Genomic DNA, 15108 nt, shown 5'->3' with positions numbered 1-15108 from the left:
AGACTCGAACTCCCACTCCCTTGCGAGAACTAGACCCTGAACCTAGCGTGTCTACCAATTCCACCACTTCGGCGCGAAAAAGAACATAGCGAAAACGCCGACCTCTGGCAAGCTTTTTTTGATAAAAATTTTTGGTGCTTCGTATCGCGCCGTTCGCGCCGCCTTCCGCCGGTCTCCCGCAGGCACGCGCTCCTTCCCGGGCCGCACGCCTGCCGCCGAAAAGCCAGGAAGATGCGACGGCAGTACCGCCCGTCTGGGCGGCGGAAAAAATATTGACTAAAAAATTAGTTTAATAAAAGGTACAGCCATATGCTTTGCCGTTGCTGACGGCGCACCGTCTCCCCGGAGGAAAGGATGTCGATCTCGGTCTACAGGCTCAAGCCGGCTTTCGTCGCTCTGCTGCGCCCCTTCGCCCGCGGTCTGGCCGCCGTCGGAGTGACCGCCAATCAGGTGACGGTGGCCGCCTGCCTGCTCTCTCTCCTCTATGCCGCTCTGCTCGCCTGCTTCCCCGCCGCCACCCTGCTGTGGGGCCTTCTCCCCGTCTTCCTGTTCCTGCGCATGGCGCTCAATGCCCTTGACGGCATCCTGGCCCGTGAACACCAACAGCAAAGCCGCCTCGGCGCTTTGCTCAACGAAATGGGCGATGTGGTGGCCGATGCCGCGCTCTTCGCTCCGCTGGCCCTGCTTCCCGGCGTTCCCGCAGCGCTCGTGGCCTGCGTCATCTGGCTTGCGCTGCTGACGGAATTTGCCGGAACGCTGGGCCTGCTCATCGGGTCTTCCCGACGCTATGACGGCCCCTGCGGCAAGAGCGACCGCGCGCTGCTGCTCGGCCTGGCGGGCCTGCTGCCGCTCCTGCCCCTCCCGGACGGCTGGCAGGTTGGCCATATCCTCACCGCCGGGCTCTGCCTCTGCGCGGCGCTCATGCTCGGGACGATCTTCAACCGCCTGCGCGCGACCCTTGCGGAGTCCGCCTCATGAACGCCCTGTCCGTGGCGCTGGCCCTTGTCGGTCTTTTCATCTGCCTGGCCTGGCTGCTTGCCGGTCTCCTGCTGCCGGAGAGCTCGCCTTCCAGAGCGGAGATCCTGCCGCGCATCAGGACGTGGGGAGGCATCTTCCTCTTCCTGCTGCCCGTATTGCTTGCGCCTTCGCCCTGGCCGTATGTGCTGCTCGGACTGGTGAGCTTTCTGGCCTTCAAGGAATTCATCACGCTGACGCCTGCCCGGCGTCAGGACAGATGGGCCTTCCTCTGGGCCTATATCGCCATCCCCCTGCAATATCTCTGGGCGGGCATGAGCTGGTACGGCATGTTCATCATCTTCATCCCGGTCTACCTGTTCCTTTTCCTGCCGAGCCGCATGGTGCTGGCGGGGCATCCCAAGGGCTTTCTGCGCGCCACGGCCACGCTGCACTGGGGACTCATGACCACCGTCTACAGCCTCAGCCACATGGCCTTCCTGCTGTCGCTGCCGGACGGGACAGGGCCGCATGGAATGGTCACCGGCGCGTCGATGCTCTTCCTCCTGCTCTTTCTCACCGAGATCAACGACGTTGCCCAGTTCCTCTGGGGAAGGACGCTGGGCAGACATGCCGTGCTGCCGCTGGTCAGCCCCCGCAAGACCTGGGAAGTTCTGCTGGGCGGGGTGGGCACCACCGCGGCGGCCGCCGCGCTGCTGGGTCCGCTGTTCAGCCCGCTCACGCCGCTCCGCGCTCTTGGGACGGGGCTGCTCATCGGCGTCTGCGGCTTTCTGGGAGATGTCGTCATGAGCGCCGTCAAACGGGACGTGGGCGTCAAGGATTCGGGCACGCTCCTGCCCGGTCACGGCGGCATCCTTGACCGGCTCGACTCCCTGACCTTCACCGCGCCTCTCTTCTTCCATCTGATCTTCTATCTCTATTACTGAGCATGGACGCGCTTTGCCGAACACTCTTTGCCCTTGCCGTCCGCATCGTGACGGTGTTCTGGCTGGGCTACAGCCTGCGCGGCGCGGAACATCTGCCCCGCCGGGGACCGGCCATCGTCATCGCCAATCACAACAGCCATCTGGACGCCCTCATCCTGTTCAGCCTCTTTCCCATCGGCCTTGCCCCGTCCATCAGCATCGCCGCGGCGGCCGACTATTTCTTTTCCGGCAGCATACGCCGTTTCCTGGCGGAACACGTCGCCGGGCTGGTCCCCATCGCACGCCACGGCGGCAGGGATCCGCTGGGTCCGGCAGTCGCCGCCCTGCAACGAGGGGACATCCTCATCTTCTTTCCCGAAGGCACGCGCGGCGCTCCGGACGTCATGGGCGACATCAAGCCCGGCCTGCGCCATCTGGCGCGCCGCTTCCCGCATGTGCCGGTCTGCCCGGTCTATCTGCACGGGCCGGGGCGTTCCCTGCCCAGAGGATGCCGGATCCCCGTACCGATCTTTATCGACATCTGCGTCGGCGCGCCCTTTTTCCCCACCACGGACAGGGAAGCCTTTCCCCGGCAGATACGCAACCTTTTTGAAAACCTCCGCACGCAGACGCTCGCCGGGCTTGCCGACCCGCAGGACGGCGATGACGGGTACGCATGACCCCGAACAGGAGCCTCCATGACGACATCGACGACATCCCCACGTCAGGCCGCCTTCCGAACCTTTGCCGCATCTGACGGCACAGAGCTCTTTTACCGCCACTGGCCGGCCCTGACCCCGCCGAAAAGCGGCCCCGGACGGGCCGTCGTCATGCTGCACCGGGGCCATGAGCATTCGGGCCGGATGGAGCATATCGTCCAGGAGCTGGGACTGGATCACTTCCATTTCTTTGCCTGGGATGCGCGCGGACACGGTCAGTCCCCCGGCAGGCGCGGCGACGCGCCGGATATCGAGACGCTTGTGCGGGATGTGGATGGATTCGTCCGGCACATTACCGCCGCGCACGGTATCCCGCAGGAAAACATGGTCGTGCTGGCCCAGAGCGTCGGGGCAGTGCTCGCCGCCGCCTGGGCACATGATTACGCGCCCACGGTACGCGGCCTCATCCTCGGCTCCCCGGCCTTCAGGATAAAGCTGTATGTGCCCTTTGCCCGTCAGGCCATCGCGCTCCGTCTGAAGCTGTGTGGCAACTTTTTCGTCAATTCCTACGTCAAGGCCGGTCTGCTGACCCATGATCAGGAGCGCGCCGCCTCCTTCAAGGCAGATCCGCTGATCAGCCGCGCCGTCTCCGCACGCCTGCTCACAGGGCTGTATGCCCTGTCAAAACGCATCGTCGCTGACGCCTCGGCCATTGCCGTTCCCGTACAGCTCTTCATCTCCGGCAGTGACGTGGTCGTCCGGCACGGACCGCAGCACCGCTTTTACAATGCCCTCCCGCATCCGCTCAACGAGCGTCACGTCCTGCCGGGATTCTTCCACGATACGTTTGGCGAGCGGGACCGCGAACAGGCGTTCGCGGCCATGCGCGCCTTCATCGACGCCGTTTTCGCTCCGCCCCGGGAACGCGGCACGAGCCGCCTGCCCGCCCCCGTCCATACCGCCCTGCTCTGGGCGGACAGGCAGGGGCCGTCAGCCCGTACCTACAGACAGCTGGAAACGCCGCTCCCCCTCAGCTCGCTCCGGGGACTGGGCTTCCGCCTGCTGCGGCGCTTGCTGCCGCTGGCGGCTCCGCTCTCGCCCGGCCTGAAACTGGGACGGGATACCGGCTTCGATTCCGGCGCAACGCTGGATTACGTCTACCGCAACACGGTCGGCGGCCGTACGACGCCGGGACGTCTGCTGGACGGGTTCTACCTGAACAGCCCCGGCTGGACGGGCATCCGCCATCGCAAGGAGCTGGTGGAAGAACTGCTTGAGCTTGCCGCGCGCCGCCTCCGCGCGGAAGGGCTGCCGGTGCGCATCATGGATATCGCCGCCGGGCATGGCCGCTATGTGCTGGACATGCTGGACAGGATCGGCCCGGACGGCTGGGATGAGGCACAGCTGCGGGACATCGACCCGCACAACGTGGAAGCGGCGAGACGGCACGCCGCGGAACGCGGTCTTGCCGACAGGGTGCGCTGCGTCACGGGCGACGCCTTTGCCGCCGCTGACCTCGCCGCCGTCAGCCCGCGGCCGACGCTGGCCGTGGTCTCCGGCCTGTACGAGCTCTTTCCCGACAACGGGCCGGTGCTGGCCTCCCTGCAGGGACTGGCGGCGGCCGTGGCGGACGGCGGTTATCTTGTCTACACCAACCAGCCGTGGCATCCGCAGCAGGAATTCATTGCCCGCGTGCTGACCAGCCACCGGGGCGGCAGACCGTGGATCATGCGCTGTCGTTCTCAGGCCGAAATGGATCTTCTCGCGGCGGAGGCCGGTTTCGTCAAAATCGCCCAGCGCATGGAGAAACAGGGGATATTTTCCGTCGCCCTGGCCCAGCGCACGTCCGCCCGGGACGCCGACGCCGGGGACAACGACACGACCAAAGACAAAGGATAACGGAGCGTCCTTACCGGTATGCCCCCCCTCTCAGAGAGAGAGAGAGAGAGAGAGAGAGAGAGCGCCGGATCCGGCGGGAACGTCCTCTTCGGGAAAATGATGCCGCATCCCGGAATCCCTTCGTCCTCGTCACGAGGAAAAAACTGTGATCGCGGGCATCCAGCCGCAAAGGCCGCTCCTTTTCCCGGCAGCGGGCACGGTCAGCAGTTGCGGCGCTGTGCCGCCGCCTCGCGTTTCACCTTTTTCAAAGGTGAAACGCTCTAAAAAAAACAGCCGGACTCCCTGAGGATTCCGACTGTTGCTTTCCGCTGGTGCCGAAGGGGAGACTCGAACTCCCACTCCCTTGCGAGAACTAGACCCTGAACCTAGCGTGTCTACCAATTCCACCACTTCGGCGCGGAAAACACCATAGCCGGAGAAAGCCCCCTTGGCAAGCCTTTTTTTCACCCTTTGCCGCTTTTCCACAAAATTTCTTGTAACCAGTTTGAAAAGCAGAAAGATTTTATCCTTTGCCTTTCGCGACGGCCCGCACTAGCATGAAAAGCGATCCCGCCCATTACAGGAGACCCCGTATGGCCAACGATTTTCAGCACTATTTCCGCCTCTGGGAGAATACCTTCCCTCAGCGGCGGGACGTCCGCTGGGCGGACGGCTATCTGCACAACGCTTATTGCGCGGACTGCCGCTACTGCTGCGGGCCGCAGGATTCCGCCACGCCCTTTCCCATGCCGCTGCTGCCCGCGCAATGCCATGAGCATCTGGAGGACGACTTTTATCTGCTCGACCCATCGACCCCCTGCCTGGACGACCGGGGCTGCAAATCCTGCGGACCGCAGGGCTGCCGCCTGCCGCGACCGCGTCGGCCCATCGCCTGCGGCCTCTTCCCCATCGTCCTTGTCCATGACGCCCTCTATCTCTATCAATGCTGTCCCGCCGCCCTGCACCTGCCGCTGCGGGAATGGATCCATCTGGGGGAACAGGCGCGCGACTGGCTGCTGACCTTTTCGCCTGCCGACCGGCAACGCTTGCGCCTCTCGCTTTCTTCGGAAACGCTGGCGGAAAGCTATATCGACCTCCATCTTGCCCTGCCGGAGCATCCGTAAACGGCACCGTTTCCCGGCATGGACGGGCAGGCTCCGGCCGCACACGGCGTCGTCCCCTGCCCCGCCCCTGTTTCATACGACGCTTTCCTGCGACTTTTTTGACGCGGGAAAGCGTATTTTCGTTTTTAGGGGCGTATTTCTCCCTATGAAACAGAGACAAACAGGAAGAAACCTGCTATATTTTTCTCAAAGGAGGATACCCGCCCATAGCATAGCGGCGCAATCATCATCACCGGGCACATACAGCACCGCATTTCCTCTGCTTGCGCATCATACCGACAGGACACTTTCACCCTTCAAGGATGTGACCCATGCAGTTTCTCTTTGATCGCCCCGCCTGTCAGAATCTTCGCAAATCGCTTCGGCGTGAATGGCTGGAGACGAACGGGCTTGGCGATTATGCTTCAAGTACGCTGGTTTGCTGCCATACCCGAAAATATCACGGTTTGTTCGTTACGGAGCTGGCCCGTCCGGCAGGTCGGCATGTTCTGCTCTCCACACTGGAAGAATCCTTGCTCATGGCCGACAGGGAGTTTTTCTTCTCCTGCCGCAAACATCCGGGCGTCTACTACCCGCGCGGACATGAATACATGCAGTCGGCCGAGCTGGGTTGTCTGCCCCGCTTCCGCTACCGTTTCGGGGACGTGTTCGTCACGCGCGAGCTCATGCTCCTTCCCGGCCGCCATGTCCTGCTCGTCCGCTATGAGGCTGCCGTCACCAGCCCGGAAACGCCGCCTCTTACCCTGCGTCTCAAGCCTTTGCTGGCCTGCCGCAACATGCACGCCGTCCGGCACGCCGACGGTTCGCCCGCCGTTGCCGGTTCCCCCACCCTGTTCGGCGTGAGCGTCCAGCCGGACCCCGCCCTGCCGCCGCTTTTCCTGCAGGTGGACGGCACATCCGCCTTCCGTTCCGCGCCGGACTGGTATTATGCCGCCGAATACCTGGCCGAACAGGAACGCGGTTTCGATTTTCAGGAAGACCTGCTCATGCCCGGCGTCTTCGATATCGCCCTTGAGCCCGGGAAGCCCGTCTACTTCACCGCCGCTACGGAAAGCCTCCAGCGGGAACATGCGCGCCACGCTCTTGATGCCCTCTGGCAGTCCGAGCGGGAACGGCGTCTTGCGGCGGAAAAAGCGGCGCAGACCCTGCAGGGGCAATTATGCCGGGAGGGGGAACGCTTCCTCTGCCGGACGCCGTCCCTTGCGCCGGAGGAGGCCGGTCCTCCCGTCCGCCCGGACGCCGTGGTGGCCGGGTATCACTGGTTCGGGGCCTGGGGGCGGGACACGCTCATCGCCCTGCCCGGCCTGACTTTCTTTGCCGGTCGGCGGGAAGCGGGCGAACACATCCTTGCCCGCATGGGCGCTGCCGTGAAAAACGGCCTCGTCCCCAACGTCTTTTCCCCTGACGGCGACCATGCCTATAACTGTGTGGATGCCTCGCTCTGGTACGTCTGGGCGGTCCAGATGCTGCTCAAGACCGCTCCGGACAGGCTGGACCTCGTCAAACAGCACTGCTGGCCGGCCATCCGCACCATCATCGAGGCTTACCGCGGCGGCAAAGCCCCTCATATCTCCCCCGACGCAGAAGGCTTCCTGAACGTGGGGGACGCCACCACCCAGCTCACCTGGATGGACGCCGCCGTGCACGGCCGCCCCGTCACCCCCCGGCACGGACAGCCCGTGGAGATCAGCGCTCTCTGGTTCAACGCGCTGGCCTTTGCCGACGATCTGGCCCGCCGTCTCGACATCCCCCACTGGCAGGACAGCCGGGAACAGCGCGCCCGTATGCGGCTGGTCTTCCAGCACCGTCACTGGATCAGCGATCCCCTCGGAGACTATCTGGCCGACGTCTGGCGCGAGGAAGGACAGGACAGGCGGGTACGCCCCAATCAGCTCTTTGCGGTCTCCCTGCCCTACCCCATCCTGGAGGAGGACTTTTACGCGAGCGTCGTCTCGCGGGTGCGCCAGTGCCTGCTGACGCCCTACGGCCTGCGCACGCTGGCCCCCAGCGCCGCGGAATACCGGCCGCTGTATGAGGGCGGCCCGGAATCCCGCGACAGCGCCTATCATCAGGGCACGGTCTGGCCGTGGCTGCTGGGCGCGTACGGGGATGCTCTACTGCGCGCCGCCTGGGACGAGGAAGGGGCCGTGCGGGATACCCTGCAGACCCTCACGCCCCTTTTCAGCCGCCATCTGCGGGAAGCCGGCATCGGCAGTCTGTCGGAGATCTTCGACGGCGACCCGCCGCATCTGCCGGACGGCTGCATAGCGCAGGCCTGGAGCGTGGCCGAATGCCAGCGTTTGCTCGTCACCCTGCAAAAGGCCGCACCGGAATGTTATGCCCGCTGGGAGAGTCGTCTCCCGCAAGGAGATTAGGCCATGCGCGTGCTCATGTTCGGTTGGGAATTCCCTCCCTTCAAGAGCGGCGGCCTCGGCACGGCCTGCAAGGGCATGGCCTCGGCGCTGGCCGCCAGAGGGACGGACGTCGTTTTCGTGCTGCCGCGCACCGGTCACGGGCAGCCGCAGGAGACGGAACCGGGCCTCACCCTGCTTTCCGCCTCCGGCACACGTCTGCACGGCGGCACTGTCCGCGTCCGCCATGAAGGACCGGCCCGAGGGGAACGACGCTTCGTGACGGAAAATGGATGGTACGCGCTGGATGCGGCCCTGCGCCGGATCTGGGAGCACAGGCTGCATCTGGAATATATCGACTCCCCCCTGCACCCCTATCTGACGGAAGAAGGCTACCTGCGCGAATACGGCCAATGGACCGCGCGGGATCAGCTGACGGCGGGGAAACGCGCGCAACGCTCCATCCTGCATGGAGCGGGGATGGACTGGCTGCCGGGAGACGCCGCTTCGGGAGACGTTCCGCTCCCGGACAGGGAGATCCTGCTGCACGGCGGCTACGGTCAGGACCTCATGCAGGAGGTGAGGCGCTATGCCTGCGCCGCTGCCGCCATTGCCCGCCGCACGCCCTGCGACATCATCCATGCCCATGACTGGATGACCTATCCGGCGGGCATGTTGGCCAAACACCTTACCGGCAAGCCGCTGGTCGTCCATATCCATGCGCTGGAATCCGACCGCAGCGGACACAACGTCAATCAGGCCATAGCCGATCTGGAACGGGCAGGCATGGAGGCGGCCGACAAGGTCATCGCCGTCAGCCATTACACCAAGCAGCTCGTCATGCGGGATTACGGCATCCCGGAGAGCAAGATCGTGGTCGTCCACAATGCCGTGTCCCGCAACGACATCACCCGGACGTACCCCCTGCCGCCGCTGTGCGCCCACGAAAAACGCGTGCTCTTCATGGGACGCATCACCTACCAGAAAGGGCCGGACTACTTTGTGGAGGCCGCCCGTCTGGTGCTGGACCGCCTGCCGCATACCCGCTTCATCATGGCCGGCAGCGGCGACATGCTGCCGAACATGGTGCGCCGCGTGGGGCAGCTGCGCATGGGCAGCCGTTTCCATTTCACGGGCTTTCTCAAAAACGAGGATGTGGACCGCATGTACGCCATGAGCGATGTCTACGTCATGCCCAGCGTTTCCGAGCCTTTCGGCATCGCGCCGCTGGAAGCCATGGCCTACGACGTGCCGGTCATCGTTTCCCGGCAGTCGGGCGTGGTGGAGGTGCTGCGCAACGCCATCCGGGTGGATTTCTGGGATGTGCGCGAAATGGCCAACAAGATCTGCGCACTGCTCACCTATCCCGTGCTGGCCGCGGAAGAGGTGCGCAACTGCCGCGAAGAACTGAAGCATATCCGCTGGGAAAATGCCGCCGGCAAGATACGAGCCGTCTACGATAGCCTTGTGACAGGGAGGAACTGATCATGGCCGCCGTCTGCTTCTACTTTCAGGTGCATCAGCCCTACCGTCTGCGCCATTACACCTTTTTCGACATCGGCGCGGATGCCTTTTACGAGGATGAGAACGCCAATTGCGACATCCTCCTCAAGGTCGCGCGCAAATGCTATCTGCCCATGAATGCCCTGCTGCTCTCCCTGATCCGGCGGCATGAGGGGCGCTTCAAGGTGAGCTTTTCCCTTTCCGGCACGGCGCTGGATCAGTTCGTGGCTTACGCGCCGGAGCTCATCCAGAGCTACCGGGAGCTTGTCGCCACCGGCTGCGTGGAGCTGCTGTCCGAGACCTACAACCATTCCCTTGCCTTCCTCTATTCGCCGGAGGAATTCCGGGAGCAGGTGCGTCTGCATGACGACCGCATCGAGGAGCTTTTCGGCGTCCGCCCCACGGTCTTTCGCAATACGGAACTCATCTATAACAACGCGCTGGCCCGCACCGTGGAAGACATGGGCTATGCCGCCATCCTGGCCGAAGGCGCGGACCATGTGCTGGGCTGGCGCAGCCCCAACTATGTGTACCGGCCGACGGGTTGCGGCAAGCTGAAACTCCTGCTCAAGAACTATCGCCTTTCCGACGACATCGCCTTTCGCTTCTCGGACCGCAACTGGCCCGAATTCCCCCTGACTGCGGAAAAATTCGCGCACTGGGCCGGGACGGCCGCCCTTTCGGGCGACCTCATCAATCTGTTCATGGATTACGAGACCTTCGGTGAACATCAGTGGGAGGCTTCCGGGATCTTCCAGTTCATGGAGGCCCTGCCCGACCGTCTCCTGCGCCTGCCGGGCTTCCGCTTCGTCACTCCTTCGGAAGCGGCGGCAACACACGAGCCGGTGGCCGAACTGGACGTGCACAACTTCATGTCCTGGGCCGATGCGGAACGCGACCTCACGGCCTGGCTGGGCAACGACATGCAGCATGACGCCATCGAGACCGTCTACCGCATGGAAGAGCGCGTCAAGGCCCGTCGGGACGACGGTCTGCTGCGCACCTGGCGCAGGCTCCAGACCTCGGACCATTTCTATTACATGTGCACCAAGTGGTTCGCGGACGGGGACGTGCACAGCTACTTCAATCCCTACGGCTCCCCCTACGACGCCTACATCAACTATATGAACGTCATGGCGGACTTTGCCCTGCGGCTTGACGGCTCTCCCGGCCTGGGTCACTCTGCGGAGATGCCGCCCCGCACGGACACGCACCGTCCTGCCGGCCACCTCGACTGAACCCCAACCAAAGGACGAGCAGATGGATCATGATTTGCGCAAAAGCCTGCTGTTTGAAGTCAGCTGGGAAGTCTGCAACAAGGTAGGCGGCATCCATACCGTCGTCAGCAGCAAGGCGCTGGCCGCTGTCGCCGCCTTTGGCGACAACTACTTCCTGCTCGGTCCCGATCTCGGTGACAATGCCGGATTCGAGCCCTCGGACGAGCCCTGCGGGAACCTGTTGCGCCCGCTCCTCGAACAGCGCAACCTTGCCTGCCGTTTCGGCCGCTGGAACATCCCCGGCCGCCCCAAGGTCATCCTGGTGGGCTTCCGTGACCGTTACAACCAGGGGCAACTGCTCTATGCCCTCTGGAACCGTTTCGGCGTGGACTCCATCTCCGGCGGCTGGGACTATGTGGAGCCGGTCATGTTCAGCACGGCCTGCGGCGAAGTCATCGAGATCGCCGCCAAGGCGCTGGCCGAAACGGACGGCGGTCCCGTCCTCGCGCATTTCCATGAATGGATGTGCGGTGGCGGCCTGCTCCACCTGCGGCAGCACGCGCCTTCCGTGGGCACGGTGTTCACCACCCACGCCACCATGCTGGGGCGGGCCATGTCCGGGGCGGGCTTCGACATCTACAAGCAGATGAAGCAGATCAACCCCAAACGGGAAGCCGACTCCTACAACATCACGGCCAAGCATTCCATGGAATCGGCATCGGCCCGAGAGGCGGACTGCTTCACCACCGTCAGCCGCATCACCGCGGACGAGGCCGCCAATTTCCTCGGCCGGGTGCCGGATGTCATCACCACCAACGGCATCGACCTTGCGCCCATCCCCGACTTTGCGGCGGACCGCGCCCTGCCGCGGCGTGCCCGCGACAAGGTGCTGGCGGCCGCCCGTCGCCTGCTGCGCCGTCCCTTGCCGGACGATACGCGCATCTTCATGATCTCCGGCCGCTACGAGCATCACAACAAGGGCATAGATCTCTTCCTTGATGCGCTGGGGCAGGTCAACAAGGACCTTGCCAAGTCCCAGACCTGTCTGCTGGCCCTGTGCGCCGTCATGGGCGGCCACAGCGGCGTCAATCCCGACGCCGTGAGCGGGGACGCGACCAAGCAGCCCCCCTACGGCCCCAACTGGCTGAGCAGCCACTATGTCTATAATCCCGCGCAGGACCCCATCATCACCTCCTGCCTGCGGCTGGGACTGGACAACGGTCCGGAGGACCGCGTCCAGGTCATCTTTGTGCCCGCCCTGCTCAACGGCGAGGACGGTTTCCTCAACATGCCCTATGACGAGGTGCTCAACGCCTGCGATCTGGGCGTATTCCCCTCCTGGTACGAACCGTGGGGCTATACGCCGCAGGAAAGCGCCGCCCATGCCGTGCCCACCATCACCTCCGATCTGGCCGGTTTCGGCCTTTGGGTACGGGAACAGAACGGACAGGGCCACGGCGTGGACATCATCAACCGCAGCCAGACGAGCTATGAAAACAGCGTCGCTGCTCTGCGGGATCTGCTACTGGAAAACGCCACCCTTTCCGGCGCCGACCTGCAAAAGCGGCGTGAGGAGGCGCGCCGGCTCAGCACGTTCTGTACCTGGCAGGACTTTTTCGCTCACTACCGGGAGGCCTATGCGCAGGCGCTGGACAAGGCCGCGCAACGAGCCCCCCGTGAGCAGCAGGGACAGCAATCCCTGACGCGCGTGCTGGAAGCCGCCATGTCCGCCACGCCGACCCTGCACAGCTTTACGGTGGCCGCCCGTCTGCCCGCCCCCATCGCCCGCCTGCGGGAGCTGGCCCATAACCTCTGGTGGAGCTGGCACCCCGAATGTCATCCGCTCTTTGAGCAGCTCGATCCCGACAGCTGGCGGGAAAGCGGCCATAATCCCGTCATGGTGGTGGAAAGGGCCGATCAGCTGCGTCTGCAGGCGCTGGCGGAAAACGCCGAATACCTCCAGCTGTACGAGCGGACCCTTGCGGCCTTTGATGCCTACATGGCCGAGCCCTGCGTGGACTACGGCGATCTTTCCCCCGAACATCCCCTTGCCTACTTTTCCACGGAGTACGGCCTGAGCGAATGCCTGCCCATCTACTCCGGCGGACTGGGCGTCCTTTCCGGCGACCATCTCAAGTCCTCCAGCGATCTCAATATCCCGCTGGTGGGCGTGGGGCTGCTCTACAAATACGGCTACTTCCGGCAACGTCTCGATGCCGAAGGGCGGCAAACGGCCACCTATGCGCAGAACGACTTTTCCCTGCTGCCCATAGAGCCCGTTCTCGACCCCTACGGCGAACAGCGGGAGATCATGCTCCAGCTTTCGGGACGCCGCCTGTTTGCCGCCATCTGGATGGTGCGCGTGGGCCGGGTACGCCTCTATCTGCTGGACAGCGATGTCGCCAGGAACACCGACGAGGACCGCAAGATCACCGCCCGTCTCTATGAGGCCGACCGCGACATCCGTCTGCGGCAGGAGCTGCTGCTCGGACGCGGCGGCGTCCGCCTGCTGCGCGAACTGGGCCTCAAGCCCGCCGCCTATCACATGAACGAAGGCCATTCCGCCTTCCTCATCTGCGAACGGCTGCGCCAGCTGGTCATGGAAAGTGGTCTCAGCGTGGCCGAAGCCGGGGAAGTGGTGCGCGGCAGTACGCTCTTTACCACGCACACCCCCGTGGATGCGGGCAATGAACGCTTCGCGCTGGATCGTATGGAGCCTTATTTCAAGAGCTTCACGCAGATGATCGGCATCTCCTGGCAGGACTTCGTCCATATGGGACGCTACGCCAACAGCGAGCGGAACATTTTTGAGATGACGGTGCTGGCCCTCAACTACGCCTACCGTTCCAACGGGGTCAGCCAGTTGCATGGGCACGTCTCCCGCCAGATGTGGCGCGAGGGCTGGCCGGGCGTCCCTCCGGCGGAGATCCCCATCGGCCATGTGACCAACGGCGTGCATGTGCCTTCCTATGTGGGATCGGCCATGCGCCCGCTCCTGGACGGTTGCCTCGGTCCGAACTGGGAATCGTTGCCGCCCGATGCCCCGCAATGGGACAGGGTCGCGGAGATCCCCGACGATACCCTCTGGTCAGCTCGGCAAAGCCAGAAAAAGAAGCTCATCGACGCCATCCGCAACAGTCTGCCCGCCTTCTGCAAGACGCTCGGCGTCCCGCACGACATACAGCGGCAGATGACGCAGCGTCTGTCCCCGGCCTCGCTGGTCATCGGCTTTGCGCGCCGCTTTGCTCCCTACAAGCGCGCCAATCTGCTCTTTGCCGACCTGAACCGCCTGCAGCGCCTGCTGGACCAGCAGAACCGCCCGATCATCTTTGTCTTTGCCGGCAAGGCGCACCCGGCCGATTCGCAGGGCAACGACATCCTGCAGGAGATCGTCCGCCGGGCCATCTCCCCTGAGCTGGCGGGCAAGGTATTCTTCCTGCCGGACTATGACCTTGCGACTTCTCGCCTGCTGGTGCAGGGCTGCGACGTCTGGCTCAACACGCCTCGCCGCCCCTATGAGGCCAGCGGCACCAGCGGTCAGAAAGTGCCCGTCAACGGCGGCATCAACCTCAGCGTCTCGGACGGCTGGTGGTGCGAAGGCTATCTTGGTGACAACGGCTGGACCATCGGCGCCGCCGCGGGTCCGGAAAACTCGCCGGAACAGTGCGATTACGATGACGCCGAAAGCCTGTACAGCCTGCTGGAAGAAGAGGTCGTGCCCCTGTACTTTGCCCGTGATGCCCAGGGGCTGCCCGCTCAGTGGCTGCATATGGTGCGGCGCTCGCTGCAGAGCCTCGTGGCGCGCTACAGTTCGCATCGCATGGTCAGCGATTATGTGCAGGACTACTACCTGCCCGCCGCCGTGCGCGGCAAGGAGCTGGAAAAGAACAATTTCGCTCTGGCCCGCCGCCTTGCCGCCTGGAAAGCCGATGTCGCCGGACGCTTCGCCAGCGTGCGCATGGATACCATCCGCATCGACGGTCTCGGCGGCGAGGATGCCTCCGCCGGGCATATGGCCGTCAGCGTGCGGGTCCACCCCGGCGGTATGCTGAAGGAAGAACTGCTGGTGCAGCTTGTGGCCGGGCCCGGCGACGGCACGAACTTCATCGGCAGGCCCGATACGGTGACCTTACGCCCGCGCAAGGACGCCTCAGGGGAGGTCCTGCTGTATGAAGGCGCCTACACGCCTTCCCATAACGGGCTGCACATGTACGGCATCCGAGTCATGCCCGTGACGGAGGGGCTGGATTCCCCGCTGGAAACGCATCTGGTCCTCTGGGGCTGAGCCTAGAGCGATTTCAGTTTGAATTGCTCTAACAGGCCGCCACTACAGCGCATACGCGGGGAGATCTTTCCGATCTCCCCGCGTTTTTCTGTCCGTGCCGCCGCAGCGCGTTTTATCTTTTTCAGAGATACAACGCTCTAGGTGTAGAGTGTCAATACGTTGTTCACCCTCTGCTCAGACATGAAGCTGGAGGTTTTCTGCCAAGAGCCGA

At 64.0% G+C, this 15108-nt stretch carries 9 protein-coding genes and 1 tRNA gene; 9 read left to right on the top strand and 1 reads right to left on the bottom strand.

Annotated features, from left to right (window positions below; genetic code table 11):
• Positions 1-354: 354 nt before the first annotated feature.
• From Q0K00_RS08880 to Q0K00_RS08865, 4 genes are read left to right on the top strand one after another with little or no spacing between them, the layout of a single operon-like run.
• The gene (locus Q0K00_RS08880) at positions 355-978 is read left to right on the top strand and encodes a CDP-alcohol phosphatidyltransferase family protein (RefSeq protein WP_297228696.1); all 624 of its coding nucleotides are present in this window, start codon (positions 355-357) and stop codon (positions 976-978) included.
• A complete protein-coding gene (locus Q0K00_RS08875) occupies positions 975-1901 on the top strand; it encodes a phosphatidate cytidylyltransferase (RefSeq protein ID WP_297228694.1) in 927 nt (308 codons plus the stop codon). The genes Q0K00_RS08880 and Q0K00_RS08875 overlap by 4 nt, the downstream gene beginning before the upstream one ends.
• 2 nt (positions 1902-1903) lie before the next feature.
• Entirely contained in the window at positions 1904-2560 is a 657-nt protein-coding gene (locus tag Q0K00_RS08870) for a 1-acyl-sn-glycerol-3-phosphate acyltransferase (protein ID WP_297228691.1), read from the top strand.
• A gap of 18 nt (positions 2561-2578) precedes the next feature.
• Entirely contained in the window at positions 2579-4438 is a 1860-nt protein-coding gene (locus Q0K00_RS08865) for a bifunctional alpha/beta hydrolase/class I SAM-dependent methyltransferase (protein WP_297228688.1), read from the top strand.
• 309 nt (positions 4439-4747) lie between these two features.
• Here the strand turns inward: Q0K00_RS08865 and Q0K00_RS08860 are convergent.
• A tRNA-Leu gene (locus Q0K00_RS08860) sits at positions 4748-4834 on the bottom strand.
• Positions 4835-5010: 176 nt separating this feature from the next.
• Between Q0K00_RS08860 and Q0K00_RS08855 the strand changes: the two genes are divergently transcribed.
• The 5 genes from Q0K00_RS08855 (at position 5011) to glgP (ending at position 14897) form a co-directional block, all read left to right on the top strand.
• Positions 5011-5541 carry a hypothetical protein gene (locus Q0K00_RS08855; protein ID WP_297228686.1) on the top strand — a complete coding sequence of 177 codons (531 nt, stop codon included), beginning with the start codon at positions 5011-5013 and terminating at the stop codon, positions 5539-5541.
• Positions 5542-5852: 311 nt separating this feature from the next.
• On the top strand, positions 5853-7916 hold the full coding sequence (locus Q0K00_RS08850; protein ID WP_297228684.1) for an amylo-alpha-1,6-glucosidase: 2064 nt from the start codon (positions 5853-5855) through the stop codon (positions 7914-7916).
• 3 nt (positions 7917-7919) lie between these two features.
• Positions 7920-9377 carry a glycosyltransferase gene (locus tag Q0K00_RS08845; RefSeq protein ID WP_297228682.1) on the top strand — a complete coding sequence of 486 codons (1458 nt, stop codon included), beginning with the start codon at positions 7920-7922 and terminating at the stop codon, positions 9375-9377.
• A 2-nt stretch (positions 9378-9379) separates the two neighbouring features.
• Positions 9380-10633, top strand: a complete 1254-nt coding sequence (locus tag Q0K00_RS08840) for a glycoside hydrolase family 57 protein (protein ID WP_297228680.1) — start codon at positions 9380-9382, stop codon at positions 10631-10633.
• Between the two features lie 22 nt (positions 10634-10655).
• Positions 10656-14897, top strand: coding sequence for an alpha-glucan family phosphorylase (gene glgP, locus Q0K00_RS08835; RefSeq protein WP_297228678.1), 4242 nt, complete (start codon positions 10656-10658; stop codon positions 14895-14897).
• Positions 14898-15108: the final 211 nt, after the last annotated feature.

The sequence above is a fragment of the uncultured Desulfovibrio sp. genome (genome assembly GCF_944327235.1).
In the GTDB taxonomy this organism is placed as follows: domain Bacteria; phylum Desulfobacterota; class Desulfovibrionia; order Desulfovibrionales; family Desulfovibrionaceae; genus Desulfovibrio.
This window is presented reverse-complemented; position numbering and strand designations above follow the sequence as displayed.